The 17,934-nt window shown below is 65.9% G+C and carries 16 protein-coding genes; 10 read left to right on the forward strand and 6 right to left on the reverse strand.

Annotated elements, in window-relative coordinates:
• The first annotated feature begins 80 nt into the window (after positions 1–80).
• Genes AC1C2M_RS09605 through AC1C2M_RS09625 form a run of 5 tightly spaced genes read left to right on the forward strand, consistent with a single transcriptional unit; the run spans position 81 to position 5,856 of the window.
• Positions 81–1,595 (forward strand): ABC transporter ATP-binding protein, encoded by a 1,515-nt coding sequence (locus AC1C2M_RS09605; protein WP_495436144.1) that lies wholly within the window; start codon positions 81–83, stop codon positions 1,593–1,595.
• Positions 1,592–2,863, forward strand: a complete 1,272-nt coding sequence (locus AC1C2M_RS09610; RefSeq protein ID WP_495436146.1) for an ABC transporter permease — start codon at positions 1,592–1,594, stop codon at positions 2,861–2,863. The genes AC1C2M_RS09605 and AC1C2M_RS09610 overlap by 4 nt, the downstream gene beginning before the upstream one ends.
• Positions 2,860–4,140 carry an ABC transporter permease gene (locus AC1C2M_RS09615; protein ID WP_495436148.1) on the forward strand — a complete coding sequence of 427 codons (1,281 nt, stop codon included), beginning with the start codon at positions 2,860–2,862 and terminating at the stop codon, positions 4,138–4,140. Before AC1C2M_RS09610 ends, AC1C2M_RS09615 begins: the two co-directional genes overlap by 4 nt.
• A gap of 2 nt (positions 4,141–4,142) precedes the next feature.
• The gene (locus AC1C2M_RS09620; RefSeq protein ID WP_483405538.1) at positions 4,143–4,562 is read left to right on the forward strand and encodes a cytidine deaminase; all 420 of its coding nucleotides are present in this window, start codon (positions 4,143–4,145) and stop codon (positions 4,560–4,562) included.
• Entirely contained in the window at positions 4,555–5,856 is a 1,302-nt protein-coding gene (locus tag AC1C2M_RS09625; RefSeq protein WP_495436149.1) for a thymidine phosphorylase, read from the forward strand. Before AC1C2M_RS09620 ends, AC1C2M_RS09625 begins: the two co-directional genes overlap by 8 nt.
• Positions 5,857–5,889: 33 nt before the next feature.
• Here the strand turns inward: AC1C2M_RS09625 and AC1C2M_RS09630 are convergent, their stop codons facing one another.
• Together AC1C2M_RS09630 and uriH are read right to left on the reverse strand one after the other, a co-directional pair.
• Positions 5,890–6,666 carry an HAD-IIB family hydrolase gene (locus AC1C2M_RS09630; RefSeq protein WP_495436150.1) on the reverse strand — a complete coding sequence of 259 codons (777 nt, stop codon included), beginning with the start codon at positions 6,664–6,666 and terminating at the stop codon, positions 5,890–5,892.
• A gap of 94 nt (positions 6,667–6,760) precedes the next feature.
• Positions 6,761–7,705 carry a uridine-preferring nucleoside hydrolase UriH gene (gene uriH / locus AC1C2M_RS09635; protein ID WP_495436152.1) on the reverse strand — a complete coding sequence of 315 codons (945 nt, stop codon included), beginning with the start codon at positions 7,703–7,705 and terminating at the stop codon, positions 6,761–6,763.
• A 96-nt stretch (positions 7,706–7,801) separates the two neighbouring features.
• Here uriH and AC1C2M_RS09640 point away from each other — a divergent pair, with 96 nt between their 5' ends.
• From AC1C2M_RS09640 to AC1C2M_RS09650, 3 genes are all read left to right on the forward strand, one after another.
• Positions 7,802–8,923, forward strand: a complete 1,122-nt coding sequence (locus AC1C2M_RS09640; RefSeq protein WP_495436153.1) for an adenosine deaminase — start codon at positions 7,802–7,804, stop codon at positions 8,921–8,923.
• A gap of 108 nt (positions 8,924–9,031) precedes the next feature.
• Positions 9,032–9,490, forward strand: a complete 459-nt coding sequence (locus AC1C2M_RS09645) for a PTS sugar transporter subunit IIA (RefSeq protein WP_483405543.1) — start codon at positions 9,032–9,034, stop codon at positions 9,488–9,490.
• Complete coding sequence (locus tag AC1C2M_RS09650) at positions 9,487–9,759, forward strand: PTS sugar transporter subunit IIB (protein ID WP_483405544.1); 273 nt, start codon at positions 9,487–9,489, stop codon at positions 9,757–9,759. Before AC1C2M_RS09645 ends, AC1C2M_RS09650 begins: the two co-directional genes overlap by 4 nt.
• A 26-nt stretch (positions 9,760–9,785) precedes the next feature.
• On the opposite strand, the gene AC1C2M_RS09655 is transcribed toward AC1C2M_RS09650, so the two are convergent.
• Together AC1C2M_RS09655 and AC1C2M_RS09660 are read right to left on the reverse strand one after the other, a co-directional pair.
• On the reverse strand, positions 9,786–11,495 hold the full coding sequence (locus AC1C2M_RS09655; protein ID WP_495436155.1) for a phospho-sugar mutase: 1,710 nt from the start codon (positions 11,493–11,495) through the stop codon (positions 9,786–9,788).
• On the reverse strand, positions 11,495–12,325 hold the full coding sequence (locus AC1C2M_RS09660; RefSeq protein ID WP_483405546.1) for a purine-nucleoside phosphorylase: 831 nt from the start codon (positions 12,323–12,325) through the stop codon (positions 11,495–11,497). The genes AC1C2M_RS09655 and AC1C2M_RS09660 overlap by 1 nt, the downstream gene beginning before the upstream one ends.
• 147 nt (positions 12,326–12,472) lie before the next feature.
• Here AC1C2M_RS09660 and AC1C2M_RS09665 point away from each other — a divergent pair, with 147 nt between their 5' ends.
• Positions 12,473–13,909, forward strand: a complete 1,437-nt coding sequence (locus AC1C2M_RS09665; RefSeq protein WP_108390358.1) for an NAD(P)H-quinone dehydrogenase — start codon at positions 12,473–12,475, stop codon at positions 13,907–13,909.
• Between the two features lie 112 nt (positions 13,910–14,021).
• On the opposite strand, the gene AC1C2M_RS09670 is transcribed toward AC1C2M_RS09665, so the two are convergent.
• Both AC1C2M_RS09670 and AC1C2M_RS09675 read right to left on the reverse strand, forming a co-directional pair.
• The gene (locus AC1C2M_RS09670; RefSeq protein WP_495436157.1) at positions 14,022–15,788 is read right to left on the reverse strand and encodes an acetyl/propionyl/methylcrotonyl-CoA carboxylase subunit alpha; all 1,767 of its coding nucleotides are present in this window, start codon (positions 15,786–15,788) and stop codon (positions 14,022–14,024) included.
• Positions 15,789–15,921: 133 nt separating this feature from the next.
• Entirely contained in the window at positions 15,922–16,560 is a 639-nt protein-coding gene (locus AC1C2M_RS09675; RefSeq protein WP_495436159.1) for a Maf family protein, read from the reverse strand.
• Positions 16,561–16,636: 76 nt separating this feature from the next.
• Here AC1C2M_RS09675 and AC1C2M_RS09680 point away from each other — a divergent pair, with 76 nt between their 5' ends.
• Positions 16,637–17,908, forward strand: a complete 1,272-nt coding sequence (locus AC1C2M_RS09680; RefSeq protein WP_495436161.1) for a class I SAM-dependent RNA methyltransferase — start codon at positions 16,637–16,639, stop codon at positions 17,906–17,908.
• Positions 17,909–17,934 lie beyond the last annotated feature (26 nt).

The raw sequence follows: 17,934 nt of genomic DNA on the forward strand, positions 1-17,934 counted from the left end.
AATTCGGCTCAACCCACTCCCAGCGCGGGGGGATCGGCTTCGGCTGGTCTCCCCGCTCTGCATGAACGTAGGATTCACCCATGAAGCTCGAACTGCGCGGCATCACGAAGAGGTTCGGTTCTCTCGTTGCCAACGACCACATCGACCTGGTCATCCAGCCGGGAGAAATCCACTGTCTCCTCGGCGAAAACGGAGCCGGCAAATCCACGCTCATGAACGTGCTTTACGGGCTCTACCAGGCCGAGGAAGGTCATGTGCTTCTCGACGACGTCGTCCAGCACTTCCAGGGCCCCGGTGACGCCATGCGCGCCGGCATCGGCATGGTGCACCAGCACTTCATGCTCATCCCCGTTTTCACCGTCGCCGAGAACGTCATGCTCGGACACGAGCAGACCGGCTTCGCCGGAAAACTGGACCTCGACGCCGCCCGCGCAAAGGTGCGCGAAATCTCCGCGAGGTTCGGGTTCCACGTCGACCCCGACGCGCTCGTCGGCGACCTTCCCGTCGGTGTGCAGCAGCGCGTCGAGATCATCAAAGCGCTGTCCCGTGATGCGAAGGTGCTCGTCTTCGACGAGCCGACGGCTGTGCTCACCCCACAGGAGACCGACGAGCTCATGGGCATTATGCGCCAGCTCAAGGGCGACGGCACCTCGATCGTCTTCATCACCCACAAACTGCGAGAGGTGCGGGAGGTCGCTGACCGGATCACCGTCATCCGCCACGGAAAAGTGGTCGGCGAAGCGTCGCCAACGGCATCAAACTCCGAACTTGCGGCGCTCATGGTCGGCCGTGCCGTTGAGCTGACCGTGCACAAGGAACCCGCGCACCCGGGAGCGGCGAGCCTCGTCGTCGAGAACCTCGATGTGATCGACCCGCAGGGGCTCAAGGTCGTCAACAACGTCAGTTTCGATGTGCACGCCGGCGAAATTCTTGCGATCGCAGGGGTTCAGGGCAACGGCCAGACCGAACTCACCGAGGCGATTCTGGGTCTGCAACCGCGCGTCACAGGCAGCATCACCCTCAACGGCGAAAAGCTCACCGGGCTCAGCGTCCGGAAAATCCTCAACGCCGGCGTCGGGTTCGTTCCTGAGGACCGCACCGAAGACGGGCTCGTCGGTGAATTCACGATCGCCGAGAACCTCATGCTCGACCGTGCAGACTCTGCGCCCTTCGTTCGGAGAGGCAACCTCCAGCTCGGTTACCTCGCCGAATTCGCGCGTGAGAAAAAGGACGAGTTCGATATTCGCGCCGAGTCCATCACCACGCACGCTGGCAGGCTCTCCGGCGGTAACCAGCAGAAGGTTGTGCTCGCACGCGAACTCAGCCGTGACCTCAAACTCTTCGTTGCCTCGCAACCCACGCGGGGAATCGACGTCGGATCCATCGAATTCGTGCACAAGCGAATGGTGGAGACTCGCGATGCCGGCATCCCGGTCATCGTTGTATCAACGGAGCTCGACGAGGTCGTCGCTCTGGCAGACAGGATTGCAGTGATGTACAGAGGTTCCATAGTCGGCATCGTCCCCGGTGACACCCCGCGGGACGTACTCGGCCTCATGATGGCGGGCGAAACCCCGGCTGGAGTTGCCGCGTGAGCGAGACCACCGCACCAACCGCGCCGGGTGACAACACCCCCCAGCGGTCGGTCAGGCCCGACGCGCCGCGCGCGAATCAGGTCCTCAACGACATCCTCAACGGCAACGTCGTCATCTCGATCCTCGCCGTTCTCTTCGCCCTGATCATCGGCGCCGTGCTCATCGCCGTCACCAACGAAGACGTGCAGGAGGCGGCAGGTTACTTCTTCGCCGCACCGGGCGACACGTTCGCGGCGATCTGGAACGCGGTGTCCGGCGCGTACGGCGCGCTCTTCCAGGGCTCGATCTACAACTTCCGACGTGACTCCTTCCTCGACGGCATCAAGCCGTTCACCGAGACGCTGACCTTCGCAACGCCTCTGATCGTTGCGGCGCTCGGTATCGGGATTGCCTTCCGTGTCGGCCTGTTCAACATCGGCGGACGCGGGCAGATGCTCATCGCCGCCGCGTGCGCCGGCTGGGTCGGCTTCTCCTTCGAGCTGCCGTGGGGCGTGCACCTCGCGATCGCGGTGATCGCCGGTATCGTCGGTGGTGCGCTGTGGGGAGGGCTCGTCGGTCTGCTCAAAGCCCGCACCGGTGCCCACGAGGTGATCCTCACGATCATGCTCAACTACGTGGCCTTCTACCTGATCTCGTGGATGCTCCGGACCCCCGGCCTGCTCCAGGCACCCGATTCGGTCAACCCGAAATCTCCCGCGATGCTCGAGACCGCGATCTTTCCCGAGCTCCTCGGCCCGCGCTACAACCTCCACGTCGGATTCCTCCTCGTCATCGCGGCGACGATCTTCGCGTGGTGGCTGCTCAACCGGTCGAGTCTCGGGTTCCAGTTCCGTGCCGTCGGTGAGAACCCGAACGCCGCGCGCGTCGCGGGTATCAACGTCAAGAACACCTACGTCCAGGCGATGCTCATCTCCGGTGGGCTCGTCGGTCTCGCCGGTGTGATGCAGGTGCTCGGAACCGTGACAACGGGCTTCTCGGCCGGTATCGACGCCGGGATCGGTTTCGACGCGATCACTGTTGCGCTTCTCGGTCGAAGCCGCCCGCTGGGGATCTTCGCCGCCGGTGTTCTCTTCGGAGCGTTCAAGGCCGGAGGGTTCGCGATGCAGGCGGCCGAAGGCATCCCGATCGACATCGTCACCGTCGTGCAATCTCTCATCGTGCTGTTCATTGCCGCACCACCGCTGATCCGCGCCGTGTTCTTCCTGCCGAAGCAGGGCGCACCGAAGCGACTGAAGCTCAACGTTTCACAGGAGGTGGCGGCGAAGTGACAACGACAACCGCTGAAGAATCCGTCTCCGCCAGCCTCGAGACGGCGACCATTAAGAGCTGGAAGACGCCGATCGCGTACGCGATCTTCACCCTCATCGCCATTCTCCTGTTCGTGGTCAACGGTCGCGACGGCACCAGCCGTTTCCGCCTGTCGAGCGATGCAGATGTCATCCAGCTGCCGGTGATCGACGCACCGACACGACTGACCTGCGTTGTGGTTGTGGTCCTGCTCCTCGCGATCACGGCATACGCCACCTGGCTGTCGAGCCAGGCCAAACGCGTGCCGCTGTGGCTCACGATCGTCTTCGCCGCCGCGCTCATGTGGGCGTTCCTCACCTGGGCCGCTGCCGGCGAGACCATCCCGATTACGGGCCTGCTGCTCGGAACCGTTGCTCTCAGCGCCCCGCTCATCTTCGGTGCTCTCGGCGGCGTGATCTCCGAGCGTGTCGGTGTCGTCAACGTCGCCATCGAGGGCCAGCTCCTTGCCGGCGCTTTCCTCTCCGCGTTCGTGGCATCCGTCACGGGCAATCCGTGGGTCGGGCTGATCGCCGCGATGGTGGCGGGCGTGCTCGTGAGCTTCCTGCTCGCGGCGTTCAGCATCAAGTACATCGTGGATCAGGTCATCGTCGGTGTTGTGCTCAACGTGCTCGTCGCCGGGCTCACAAGCTTCCTCTACTCGACGGTGCTCACGAGCAACACCCCGCTGTTCAACTCGCCGCCGCGGTTCCCGCGCATCAGCATCCCGTTGCTCAGCGAGATCCCGATCCTCGGTCCAGTGCTGTTTCGCCAGACGGTCATCATCTACTTCATGTACATCGCCGTCTTCGTCGTCTGGTGGGCCCTCTTCCACACGAAGTGGGGCCTCCGGCTCCGGGCCGTCGGTGAGCACCCGCAGGCCGCAGACACCGTCGGCATCAAGGTCAACGCCACCCGGTTCTGGAATGTCGCACTCGCCGGTGCGATCGCCGGATTCGGCGGCGCATATTTCACCCTCGGCAGCGTCGGCGGATTCACCAAGGAAATGACGGCCGGCGCGGGCTTCATCGCACTCGCTGCGGTGATCTTCGGCCACTGGCACCCCATCCGTGCGACACTCGCCGCACTGCTGTTCGGGTTCGCCACGAACCTGCAGAACGTGCTCGGTGCCATCGGCTCCGGCGTGCCGAGCGAGTTCCTCCTCATGCTCCCGTACGTCGTGACCATCTTCGCCGTCGCCGGCCTGGTTGGGCACGCACGCGGGCCAGCAGCATCCGGCAAACCATACGTAAAGGCGTAACCGTGACAGATTCAATTGACTGGGGTGCGTTGCGCGAAGCTGCGACGGATGCCATGACCCGTGCCTACGTCCCGTACTCGAAGTTCCCGGTCGGCGTCGCCGCGATTGTCACTGACGGTCGTGTCGTCACCGGGTGCAACGTCGAGAACGCCAGCTACGGCCTCACCCTCTGTGCCGAGTGCGCACTCGTCTCGATGCTTCACCTCACCGGTGGCGGCCAGCTCGTCGCGTTCACGTGCGTCGACGGCGAGGGGAACACGCTGATGCCGTGTGGCCGCTGCCGCCAGTTGCTCTTCGAGCACGCTGTTCCAGGGATGCTCCTCGAAACCGTTTCCGGCATCCGAACCATTGATGAAGTACTGCCTGACGCCTTCGGCCCGCGCACACTGAACGAGTACGCGGGAGAAACGCGCAATGACTGAAGCACCACTCGAAGCATTCGACGCTGTCGACCTCATCCGCACCAAGCGTGACAAGGGTGAACTGTCGACGGATGAGATCAACTGGCTGATCGACGCCTACACGCGTGAGTACGTCGGTAACGAACAGATGGCCGCGCTGGCCATGGCGATCCTGCTCAACGGGATGAGCCGCCGCGAGATCCGTGACCTGACCCTCGCGATGATCGCGTCTGGCGAGACCATGGACTTCTCCGGCCTCGGCAAGACCACCGTCGACAAGCACTCCACCGGCGGGGTCGGCGACAAGATTACGCTTCCCCTCATGCCGCTCGTTGCGTCGTTCGGCGTCGCGGTTCCACAGCTCTCCGGGCGCGGCCTTGGCCACACGGGTGGGACGCTCGACAAGCTCGAGTCGATCCCCGGCTGGCGGGCAGACCTCTCCAACGAGGAGATGTTCAGCATCCTCCGCGATGTCGGAGGCGTGATCTGCGCCGCTGGCAAGGGACTCGCTCCCGCAGACAAGCGGCTCTACGCGCTGCGGGACATCACGGGCACGGTTGAGGCGATCCCGCTCATCGCGTCGAGCATCATGTCGAAAAAGATCGCCGAGGGGACAAGCGCCCTCGTCCTCGACGTGAAGTTCGGCTCAGGCGCGTTCATGCGGGACTACGACAAGGCGGAGGAGCTCGCCCGCACCATGGTGTCGCTCGGCCAGGACGCCGGAGTGAAGACCTCTGCACTGCTCACCAACATGAGTGTGCCGCTGGGGCTCGCGATCGGAAACGCCAACGAGGTGCGCGAATCTGTTGAGGTGCTTGCGGGCGGCGGTCCGGCCGACATCGTCGAACTCACTGTCGCGCTCGCTCGCGAAATGCTCACGCTCGCCGGCCAGCCCGATGCCGACGTCGAGGAGGCGCTCAAGGACGGTCGAGCGATGGACACCTGGCGCCGGTCGATCATTGCCCAGGGCGGTGACCCGGATGCCGCGCTGCCGGTTGCACGTGAGACGCACACGGTGACGGCCGAAGCCGACGGCATCCTGATCCGCCAGGAGGCGCTGCCGTTCGGGATTGCCGCGTGGCGCCTCGGGGCAGGCCGTGCTCGTGCCCAGGACCCGGTGCTGCACGCCTCGGGCATCGACCTGCACGCCAAACCCGGAGACGTGGTTCGCGCGGGCGACCCGCTGTTCACGCTCTCAGCCGATGACGCTGGCCGGTTCCCGCGGGCGCTCGAAGCGCTCGAGGGTGCGTTCGAGCTGGCGGCACCGACGACGGCGTTCACGCCGGAGCCGCTGGTACGCGCCAGGATCGAGTGATCCGGGCGCGTGCCAGCGCGCGTCGCGAGGGTTCTAGCGGTGCGCGGCCTGCGCGCGGAGCTCGGGGATGAGCTTCTCGACGTACGCGGCGGTCTCTTCCCAGCCCTCGACAGCGTGGGTGCGAACACCGAGGGCCTTGACCGGGTAGTCGTTGCCGTTCTCGTCGAGCCGGTCGCCAATGAACAGCATGTCGTCGAGTGGGATGCCGGTGAGCTCGGCGAGTTTCTTCATGCCGTAGGCCTTGTCGATGCCCTGACGGGTGATGTCGACGGAGGTTGAACCGCCGGAACGGACTTCGAGGTCCGGCAGGTCCTGCTGGACCGCTTCGCGGAGTGTGTTCTTCTTCTCACCGGTGGGATCCCAGGCCTGCTTGGCCGCGACCGGCGCTGCCTGGCCCAGGGCGGAGAAGGTGATCTGCGACCCACGGTCTTCGAGGATCGGGCCCCAGGTGTCGCTTTCCCAGTAGCCGAGCTCCCTGGCGCGGGTCTCAACAGCCGCGAGTGCGCGGGCTTTCTGGTCTTCCGTCAGGTTCTCGGCGTAGATCTGCTTCCACAGTTCGCCCTCGTTGCGGTAGTACTGGGTGCCGCAGGTTGGCATGAGGTGCAACCGCTCGAGGTGGCTGGAACTCGGGTCGGGAAGGTTGTCGATGGCCTGCATCTTGAACTGCGAGAACTGTCCGCCGGAGATGATGCACACCTCGACGACCTCGAGCAGTTCACTGAGCAGTTGGGACATGCGGGGGTCCATCGGGGACTTCGATGGAGCAAGGGTGTCATCGAGGTCGAATGCCACGAGGGTTGTCTTTGTCATGAGCCGAGAGTCCTTATACACAGAAAAAATGCCCCGCAATCAGGGCCAGTCCCGCTAAGACTACCAAGAACCCCGGAGCGTCGCCCCGAACGCGTTACGCCGGATCGCCGATGCGCTCGAGGGCATCCACGATCAGGTCCCAGAACTTCGCCGTGTCGAGGCCCATCGCTGCCTGTGTCGTACAGCCAGCGGGGGCAGGCGCCCTGACGTCGGCGACCGTCATCCCGAGGGTGAGTGTCCCCGTCAATTCAACGTCGAGGGGCACCTTCTGTACGGTCATGACGCTGGGGTCGATGACGAAGGCAACGGCGCACGGATCGTGGACAGGGGGAGCGTCGAACCCCTGCACCTCGCGGTAGGTCCGACGGAAGAATTCGATGAGTTCGCCGACGAACCGGGCCGGGGCGGTGCCAACGTCGGCGATTCTCCGGCAGACAGCGTCTGTCGCGAGCGCCTGGTGGGTGAGGTTGAGGCCGACCATCGTCAGCGGCCAGCTCTCGTGAAAGACGATGTGGGCGGCCTCAGGGTCAATGCCGATGTTGAACTCCGCGGTCGCTGACCAGTTGCCTGTCCCGACGCCGCCTCCCATGAGCACGACCTCCCTGACCCTGTCGACGATCCGTGGCTCCTTCCGAGCGGCCATCGCGATGTTGGTGAGCGCCCCCGTTGGAACCAGCGTGACGGTGCCGGGCTCGTGCGCCATCACCGTGTCGATGATGAGGTCGACGGCGTGCCGCGGATCGAGTGTGAGCTCGGGTTCCGGCAGTCGGGGACCGTCAAGGCCGGACTCGCCGTGGATCGCCTGGGCCGTCTGAACCGGTCGCACGAGCGGGTGTGAGCATCCCGCCGCGAACGGCACCCCGGTGATTCCGACGACGCGAGCGACGGACAACGCATTGCGGGTGACTTTCTCGAGCGTCTGGTTGCCCGCCACGGTCGTGACCGCCAGGAGGTCGATCTCGGGATTCCCGTGGGCCAGCATCAGTGCGATCGCGTCGTCGTGGCCGGGATCACAGTCCAGGATGATCTTGGTTGGCATCCTCCCAGACTAGGCGGGGTGCACCGGGCGGCACTCGTGCAATCCGGGAGCCGGACGGACCGTGTGCCTGGCCCGCGTGCGCGGTAGTCTTGGCGAGTGAATTCAGCGAACGAGTACCAGCTGCCCCGCGGCATCGACATCGCGAGCCTCCCGAAGGTCTCGCTCCACGATCACCTCGACGGAGGCGTGCGCCCTCAGACGATCATCGAACTCGCTGATGCCATCGGCTACGACGTTCCCGAGTCCGACCCTGACAGGCTCGCTGACTGGTTCCTCACCCAGTGCGACGCCGGCAACCTCGTCGACTACCTGAAGACGTTCGACCTCTCCACAGCCGTCATGCAGACGAAGGAGGGGCTCACCCGCATCGCTCGCGAGTTCGTGGAGGACCTCGTTCTCGACGGCGTGGTCTACGGCGAGGTCCGCTGGGCACCCGAGCAGCACCTCGGCCGCGGTCTCTCCCTCGACGAAACGGTCGAAGCGGTGCAGGACGGGATCGAACAGGCCATCGATGACGCCGAGCGGGCCGGAAGCAGCATCCTCGTCGGCCAGCTCATCACCGCCATGCGTCACGCTGACCGGTCCCTCGAAATCGCCGAACTCGCCGTCCGCCACCGCGACCGTGGGGTTGTCGGGTTCGATATCGCCGGCGCAGAGGCGGGATTCCCGGCCAGCCGCCACCGGCTCGCCTTCGACTACCTCGCAACCGAGCACATGCCCGTCACGGTCCACGCCGGCGAAGCCGACGGGATCGACTCCATCAACAGCGCACTCTTCGATGGCCGGGCGCTCCGGCTCGGACACGGCGTCCGACTCGCCGAGGATGTCACCGTCGAGCGGAGCGACGATGACGGCATCTACGTCTCGCTCGGACCTGTCGCCCAGTGGGTCAAGGACCGTGAGATCGCGCTCGAGCTCAGCCCGTCGTCCAACCTCCAGACCGGGGCGATCGCCCAGTGGGGGACCGACCTCGTCGACCACCCGTTCGACCTGCTCTACCAGCTCGGTTTCAAGAACACGATCAACGTCGACAACCGCACGATGAGCGGCACCAGCCTCACCCGCGAGATGGGTCTCCTGGCGGATGCCTTCGCGTACGACCTCGATGACCTCGAAGTGTTCCAGCAGAACGCCGCATCTGCGGCCTTCCTCCCGCTGGAAGACCGGGAGGAACTCGCCGAGGTCATCGCAGCCGGATTCGACGCCGCACGCGGCTGAATGAAGATCTGACACACCGGAAACGAACCTGAAACCTCCACGTTCAGGTTGTGCGGGTAGCCTGAGATCGATTCCGATCGACTTTCACCGCGAACGAACGAGCCAACGATGACACTGCCCCCTCTGCCTGACTCAGCGGTCGAACTCGGCCGGGTCGCCCGCGACTGGCGCGAGGCCATCCGTCTCGCCGGCGATGCCCTCGTGAAGAGCGGGGTCACCACACCCGGCTACACCGACCGCATGATCGATGTGATCGAGGAGTTCGGGGCATACATCGTCATCGCGCCGGGCCTCGCGCTCGCGCATGCACGGCCAGGCGACGACGTTCGTCGCGAGGGCATCGCCGTTGTCACCCTCGCTGAGCCCGTCGCTTTCGGGCACCCACACAACGATCCGGTGAACGTCATCCTCGGCCTTGCCGTGACAACTCCGGAAAGCCACGTGACGAGTGTCGCAGCGCTCGCCAACGTCTTCAACGACGCGGCGGCGATTCCCGCCGTCGCCGCCGCAACCACGCCAGACGCCGTGCGCGCGGTTCTCGGAGCCACCCAGGAGGAAGCCGCATGAAAATTGTCGCGATCTGTGGAGCCGGCGTCGGAACGTCCGGCATCCTGAAAGTCAACGCTGAGCGGGTTCTGGAGCGACTCGGCATCGACGCGGATGTCACGGCATCCGACATTGCGAGCATCGCGACGTCAGCAGCGACGGCGCAGGTGATTCTCACGTCGCCGGAACTGGTCGAGCACATCGGCAAGACCTTCGCCGACATCGTCGTCATCGAGAACTACTTCGATCTCGAGGAGCTCGAGCAGAAGCTCGACAAGGCGCTCGGTTAGAGCGCCCTGTCGAGCAGCGCCCGTTCTCAGGCCGTGGCGCGGCTGGCGACCTCGGCCAGGTCTGCCTTGATCGCCGCGAGGACGCCGGATGCCTCTGACCGCTTCGAGTTCGGACGTTTCACGTCCAGGTAGAACTTGATCTTCGGTTCGGTGCCGCTCGGCCTGGCCATCACCCGTGACCCGTCAGCGAGCACGAACCTGAGCGCGTCGGTCGCGGGCAGTCGGCCGAACCCGGTGATGAGGTCATCGATCTCGTCCACTTTCACGCCGCCGAGTTGCTGGAGCGGTTCTGCCCTGAGGTAGGCCATGATTTTCGAGATGTCCCCGAGGTCGGTGACTCGCAGCGACAGCTGGTCACTCGCGAAGTAACCGAACTTCTCGGCGAAGTTGTCGAGCATGCCGGCGATGGTTCCACCGGCCGCCTTCGCCTCGCTCGCCAGTGCCAGGAAATCGATCGCGGCAGAGATGCCGTCCTTGTCGCGCACCGTTTCCGGGTTGACGAGGTACCCGAGGGCTTCCTCGTAGCCAAAGATGAGGTTGGGCACGCGAGACACCCACTTGAATCCGGTGAGGGTTTCAGAGAACTCGAGCCCGTACTCGCGGGCAACGACACCGAGGGCGGGGGAGGAGACGATCGAGCAGGCCAGTGCGCCATCGTTCGTTCCTGTGGCAGCGTTCTGCCGTGCGGCACGCCAGCCGAGCAGCCAGCCGACCTCGTTGCCCGAGAGCTGGCGGTAGCCCTCTTCCCGCGAGGCGTCGGGGATCGCGATCGAGAGCCGGTCGGCGTCGGGGTCGTTGGCGACGATGAGTTCAGCACCGACTTCGCGGGCTTTGGCGTATGCGAGGTCGAGCGCGCCGGGTTCCTCCGGGTTGGGGAACGAGACCGTGGGGAACGCTGCGTCGGGGAACTGCTGCTCGGCGACAGGAATCGCGGGTGCCAGCCCCGCCTTGTCGGCGACCCGGGAGAACGTCTCCCAGCCGACGCCGTGCATCGCCGTGTAGACAACGGTGAGTTCGACCGGTGCGGTTGTCATGACCCGCGCCGTTGCGTCGACATAAGCATCGAGCAGATCCTCGCCGGCGGTTTCGAATGAGTCGCTGCGAGGCAGTTCGAGCACGTTCTGTTCGGCCGCGACGCGAGCGATGTGGCCTGCGATCTCGGCGTCGGTCGGCGAGACGATCTGGGATCCGTCGTTGTCCCGGCCGAGGTAGACCTTGTAGCCGTTGTCTGCCGGCGGGTTGTGGCTTGCCGTGACCATGACACCGGCCGACACATCCAGGTGCCGAACGGCGAAGGCGAGGACCGGGGTGGGTAGAAGCCGCGGAAGAAGAACGGCACGAACGCCAGCGCCCGCCATAATTTCGGCGGTGTCGCGAGCGAAGACCGCTGAGTTCTTGCGTCCGTCGTAGCCGATCACGATGCTCGGCTGTGACTCGCGCTCGAGGAGGAACGCGGCGAGGCCGGCGGCGGCCTGCGAGACGAGGACGCGGTTCATCCGGGCGGAACCGGCCTCGATCCGGCCGCGGAGCCCAGCGGTACCGAAGGCGAGCCTCGTGTCGAACCGGCTGTGCAGGTCGGCGATCGCCTCGGCAGAGCCCGCGTCGGCCGCGTCGAGCAGTGCCTCGAGCTCCGCGCGGGTCTCGGTGTCGGGGTCCTGATCGAGCCAGGCACGCGCGGACCGGAAGACGTCCTCGTCCTGTGTGCCAGCGGCATCCGTCGTCTGGATGTCGGCCATCAGATCGCCGCCACGATCCTGGCGAGGAGGCCCGAGATGCGGGTCTCGGCGTTGCGGCCGGCCTCGATGACCTCTTCGTGGCTGAGCGGAGTCTTCTGGATGCCTGCCGCGAGGTTGGTGATGAGCGACATGCCGAGAATTTCAAGGCCGACCTGGCGAGCGGCGATTGCCTCGAGGGCGGTCGACATGCCGACGATGTGGCCGCCGATCGCCTTCGCCATCTGGACCTCAGCCGGGGTCTCGTAGTGCGGGCCGCGGAACTGGCAGTAGACGCCCTCATCGAGGTCGGCGTCGATGGTGCGTGCCAGGTCGCGGAGACCCGAGGAGTACAGGTCGGTGAGGTCGACGAAGGTCGCACCTTCGAGCGGCGAGTCGGCCGTGAGGTTGATGTGGTCGCTGATCAGTACGGGGGTGCCCGGTGTCCAGGTCTCCTTGATGCCGCCGGCGCCGTTGGTGAGGATCATGGTGGTCACGCCGGTCGCCGCTGCGGTGCGGACGCTGTGCACGACCCGGCGAACGCCGTGGCCCTCGTAGTAATGGGTGCGTGCGCCGATGACGAGGGCGCGTTTCCCGTTCTCGAGCAGGATTGAGCGGAGCGTGCCGACGTGGCCGTCGAGCGCCGGCTTTGAGAAGCCGGTGATCTCGTCGGCGGGGATGGTCGCTACCGTCTCGCCGAGCAGATCAGCGGCCCTGCCCCAGCCGGAGCCGAGGGTCAGGGCGATGTCGTGCTGGGGGACGCCTGTCGCCACGGCGATTTCCGCGGCGGCCGTTGCGGCGACGTCGAAGGGGTTCGCGCTCGGGTCGTCGAGCGGGTTCAAGAATTCTGACATTCCGCCATCCTATTCGCCGGGGCCTGCGCCGTCCCGCATCCGAAGGGTGCCGCCCGGCGCCGCGCGGATGAGCAGCGACCGGAGGAACTCCGCCGCGCGGCGCCGTGCAGGTTTTGGCTGGCCCCTCTCACCTGAGAGAATGGAGCAATGACCTACGAGTTCGAGCGCAAACAACGGATCGCTGTACTCGGAGGAGGGCCAGGCGGGTACGACGCCGCAATGGCCGGAGCCCAGCTTGGCGCCGACGTGACGCTGATTGAGCGCACCGGCGTCGGCGGCGCAGCGGTGATCACCGACGTCGTGCCATCGAAGAGCCTCATCGCGACCGCAGAGGCGACCAACGCCGTCCGCAGCGCGAGCGACCTCGGCGTGCAGTTCTTCAGCAGGAACGACGCCGGCAAGGCTGTGAAGCCCGAGGTGACGGTGAACCTCGCTGCGGTGAACAAGCGCCTGTTGAGCCTCTCCCGCCAGCAGTCGGAAGACATGCGCGCCAACCTTGAGCAGGCCGGCGTGCGCATCGTGCAGGGTGACGGCCGACTCGACGGTCGGGACGCCATCATCGTCTCGACGGAGGGCGGCGGCCGCGGCACCGACTTCGACCGGATCGAAGCCGACACCATCGTCGTCTCCGTCGGCGGAAGCCCCCGCCAGTTGCCGTCGGCGATGCCGGACGGCGAGCGCATCCTCAGCTGGACCCAGCTCTACAATCTCAAGGCGTCCCCCGAGCACCTCATCGTTGTCGGCTCAGGGGTCACCGGCGCCGAGTTCGCGTCGGCATACCGGGCGCTCGGCTCCGAAGTCACCCTTATCTCCAGCCGCGACCAGGTGCTCCCTGGTGAAGATGTCGATGCGGCCGCCGTGATCGAGAAGGTGTTCAAGCGCAACGGAATGACGGTGCTCAACAAGTCGCGGGCGGAGAGTGTCGTCCGCACCGAGAACGGTGTGGTCGCGACCCTCTCCGACGGGCGCACCGTCGAGGGAAGCCACTGCCTCATGGCCGTCGGCGCGATCCCCAATACGGCGGGTATCGGCCTCGAAGAGGCCGGCGTGCAAATGAACGAGGCCGGCTACATCCGGGTCAACCGGGTCGCCCGAACGAGCGTTCCGAACATCTACGCTGCCGGTGACTGCACCAACTTCATGCCGCTGGCATCCGTCGCTTCCATGCAGGGCCGCGCGGCGATCTTCCACGCCATGGGTGACGCTGTGAACCCCACCGAGCTGCGCAACGTCGCCGCGAACATCTTCACCCAGCCCGAGATCGCCACGGTCGGCTGGACCCAGAAGCAGATCGAAGAGGGCCTCGCCCAGGGCGAGATCTACAAACTGCCGCTGTCACGGAACCCGCGCGCGAAGATGCAGGGCATCAAGGACGGCTTCGTCAAGCTGTTCGCGCGCACCGGGAGTGGCACGGTCATCGGCGGCGTTATCGTTGCGCCGAACGCGAGCGAGTTGATCTTCCCGCTCGCTATCGCCGTGGAGCACAGGCTCAATGTCGATGAGATCGCGCGTGCGTTCGCCGTGTACCCGTCGCTGTCCGGCAGCATCACGGACGCAGCGAAGGCAATGCACATCGTCCACTAGGGCGTCCCGGTCACAAAGGCCCAGCGGGTCTCGGCAAACGGATGCCGTCACGCACGACGTGCGTGACGGCATCCGTTTTCGTCGTCCTGCCGAAGGGCTGCGCGGAATGAACCTACGCGTCGGAGATCGTGAGGAGCTGGTGGCCGCTCGACACCGTCGTGCCGACGGCCGCACTGATGTCGCCGATCGTCCCGTCCTTGTGGGCGGTGATGGGCTGCTCCATCTTCATCGCCTCGAGGACGACGACGAGGTCGCCCTTCACGACGCGCTGACCGGCTTCGACCGCCAGCTTGATGATCGTTGCCTGCATCGGTGATGCGACCGAGTCGCCGGTCGCGGAGCTCACGGTGCCGGCACCGGAGTTGCGGCGGGGAGCGCTGGTGAGCCGACGGCTGGTTCCCGAAGCGGGGATGAGACTCGTGGGCAGGCTCACCTCGATGCGCTTGCCCTCGACCTCGACGACGACGTTGTGGCGCGTGGCCGACGGGCGTGAGGCGTCGAGTTCGCCGTTCCATGGCTCGATGTCGTTGACGAACTCGGTCTCGATCCAGCGGGTGTACACGCCGAAGGTGCCGTCCTCCGCGGTGAACGCGGGGTCGCGGACGATCTTCCGGTGGAACGGGATGACTGTCGGCAGCCCGGAGACCTCGAACTCGTCAAGCGCACGGCGTGACCGCTCAAGCGCCTCGGTGCGGTCCTTGCCCGTGACGATGATCTTGCCGAGGAGCGAGTCGAACGCGCCCGAGATCTCGTCTCCGGCCGTGACGCCTGAGTCGAGGCGGATGCCGGGGCCGCCGAAGGTCTTGAAGACGTGGATAGGGCCCGGCTGAGGGAGGAACCCGCGACCGGGGTCTTCACCGTTGATGCGGAACTCGATCGAGTGCCCGAGCGGCTGGGGGTCGTCGTAGTCGAGGATGCCACCCTCCGCCAGACGGAACTGCTCGCGGACCAGGTCGATGCCCGTGATCTCCTCTGAGACGGGGTGCTCGACCTGAAGTCGGGTGTTCACCTCGAGGAACGACACAGTGCCGTCCTTGCCGATGAGGAACTCGCAGGTTCCCGCTCCGACGTAGCCGACCTCTTTGAGGATGGCCTTGGACGCGCTGTACAGCAGGTCGTTCTGCTCATCGCTCAGGAACGGGGCAGGTGCTTCCTCGACGAGCTTCTGGTGCCTGCGCTGCAGTGAGCAGTCGCGGGTCGAAACGACGACGACGTTGCCGTCGACGTCTGCGAGGCACTGGGTCTCGACGTGGCGCGGCTGGTCGAGGTATTTCTCGACGAAGCACTCGCCCCTGCCGAACGCGGAGATCGCCTCACGGGTCGCCGAGTCGAACGCCTCGGCCACTTCGGAGAGTTCGCGGGCGACCTTGAGTCCGCGACCGCCGCCGCCGAACGCGGCCTTGATCGCGACAGGGAGGCCGTGCTCTTCGACGAACGCGAGCACCTCGTCTGCGCCAGAGACCGGGTTGAGTGTGCCCGGCGCGAGCGGGGCACCGACCTTCTGGGCGACGTGCCGAGCCGACACCTTGTCGCCGAGCTGCTCGATGGCCTCGGGTGACGGACCGATCCAGGTGATACCCGCACCGATCACCGCGCGGGCGAAGTCTGCGTTCTCGGCGAGGAAGCCGTAGCCGGGGTGGATCGCGTCGGCGCCAGAGCGGCGAGCGATCGACAGGATCTTGTCGATGACGAGGTAGGTTTCCGCGCTCGTCGTGCCGTCGAGGGCGTATGCCTCATCGGCGAGGGTGACGTGGAGGGCGTCGCGGTCCTGGTCGGCGTACACCGCCACCGAGCCGATTCCGCTGTCGCGCGCTGCGCGAATCACTCGAACGGCGATTTCGCCCCTGTTGGCAATGAGAACCTTCGTAATACGCGACACAGTTCCCTAGCCTAAGTGCGAACCGCCCAGGTGATTTGGTTGGTGCACACAAAAATGCACCGAGAAGCACTGGCGATGCCTACAAAAGCAGGGATTCCTACAAAGGTCCGCGGATGTCGTGAGCGGCGGATGCCTACAGCGCGCCGCTTCGGTTCCACAGCGACGTCCAGTCGTGGCCGAGTTCACGCACCAGACGTCGCAGAGTGGGCAGTGAGAGGCCGACGACCGTCGAGGGATCGCCGGAGATGTGAGCGATGAACGCGGCGCCGAGGCTGTCGATCGTGAACGCGCCGGCGACGAAGAGCGGTTCTCCGGTGGCGATGTACGCCTCGAGCTCCTCGTCGGTGATGTCGGAGGCGAACGTGACATCCGCGTGCGCAACGGCTCCAACACCGCGCGGCTCGGCACCAGGGCGCTGTTCGATCAGCCAGTGTCCCGAGTGCAGCCGCCCTGTCGCTCCGCGCTGGTTGCGCCACCGCTCGAGTGCAACCTCGGGGGTATGAGGTTTGCCGTAGATGACGTCGTCGACGACAAAGACTGAGTCTCCGCCGAGGATGAGGCCGTCGAACTCCGGGTTGAGCGCGGCAACTGCCTCGGCCTTGGCCCTGGCGAGGAGTTGCACCGTGTCCTGGGGAGACAGCGCACCCTGTCCCGACGCGGCGGTCACCGCGGCGTCTTCATCGACGTCCGACGGTACGATCACCGGTTCGATACCGCTCTGCCTGAGGAGCATCAGCCGGGCCGGAGAGGTGGAAGCGAGGTATAACTGCACGGCGACTCCTGCGGTTCGGGGTGGGCGGCTGTCGCGCGAGTGTGCGGGGTGTGCTCATCCATGGGACGATTCATAGGTGAATGCGCAGTCGAACAACCCAGCAGATGTCGAGCTTGAGATAACAAACGTAGCCCACGGCGGTGTGTTCGTGGCCCGGCTGGAGGGCCGGGTGGTCTTTGTCGCCGATACCCTGCCGGGCGAGCGGGTGCGTGCCCGGATCACCGAGAGTTCGAAGAAAAGCTTCTGGCGCGCGGAAACCGTTGAGGTGCTCGAGGCATCGCCGCACCGGCAGGCGCACGTCTGGGCGTCGTCGTCGATCGACGTCGACCCCGCCGACCGTGCCGGTGGAGCCGAATTCGGCCACATCGAGCTTTCTCACCAGCGTGAGCTCAAGCGCCAGGTGCTGACTGACTCGCTCCAGCGCTTTGCCGGCGTCGAGAGCGACGTCCAGGTCGAAGCGGCTCCCGGTGATGACGAGCGCGAGGGTCTTGCCTGGCGCACCCGGGTCAGCCTCCACGTCGACGCGGACGGCACTGTCGGCCCTTATGCCGCGCGCAGCCACCGGGTGATTCCCGTCGGTGACCTTCCTCTCGCCGTCGACGCCGTGGCATCCGCCGCCCCCCTCGACCAGAAGTTCCGAGGTGCCGAGTCGGTCGACATCATCGCCCCGAGCAGCACCGGGACCGCGCGGGTCGTGGTCCGCGAGCCAGCGAAGAAGGGCGTGAGCCCCGCAAACCGGCGTGAGCAGACCATCGTCGAGCGCGTCGGCGACCGTGAATTCGTCCTCGACGAGGGCGGATTCTGGCAGGTGCACCGGTCGGCGGCCCAGCTGCTCACCGACGTCGTGCAGTCGACGGTGGACGAGGCGCTCTTCGACCCGCGTGCCGCCAACCTCGACCTCTACGGTGGTGTCGGCCTGCTCGCAGCGGCGATCGGTGACAAATTCGGCAGCACCACGAGGATCACCAGTGTGGAGTCGTCTGCACGGGCAACCGATCACGCGTCGGAGAACCTCTCGGACTGGATCGGGGCCCAGAGCATCACGGCGCGCGTCGATGCGTACCTGCGTGGTCTCGTCGCCAACTCCAGCGCCGCTGACCGCTCACGGCTCGAAGCCGCAACCGTCGTACTCGACCCGCCGCGCTCCGGTGCGGGTAAGGAGGTCGTTGCGAGCCTCGCCGAGCTCCGTCCTGCACAGCTGGTGTACGTTGCGTGCGACCCGGTCGCCCTCGCACGCGATATCGGATTGCTTGCCGCCGAGGGGTACTCGCTCGCCTCGCTCCGGGCGTTCGACCTCTTCCCGCACACTCACCACATCGAGTCGGTCGCGCTGCTCACGCGGGACTAAGCTCGACCCACTGGTTTTCCGTTACC

The organism is Mycetocola sp. Y444, from assembly GCF_059445295.1.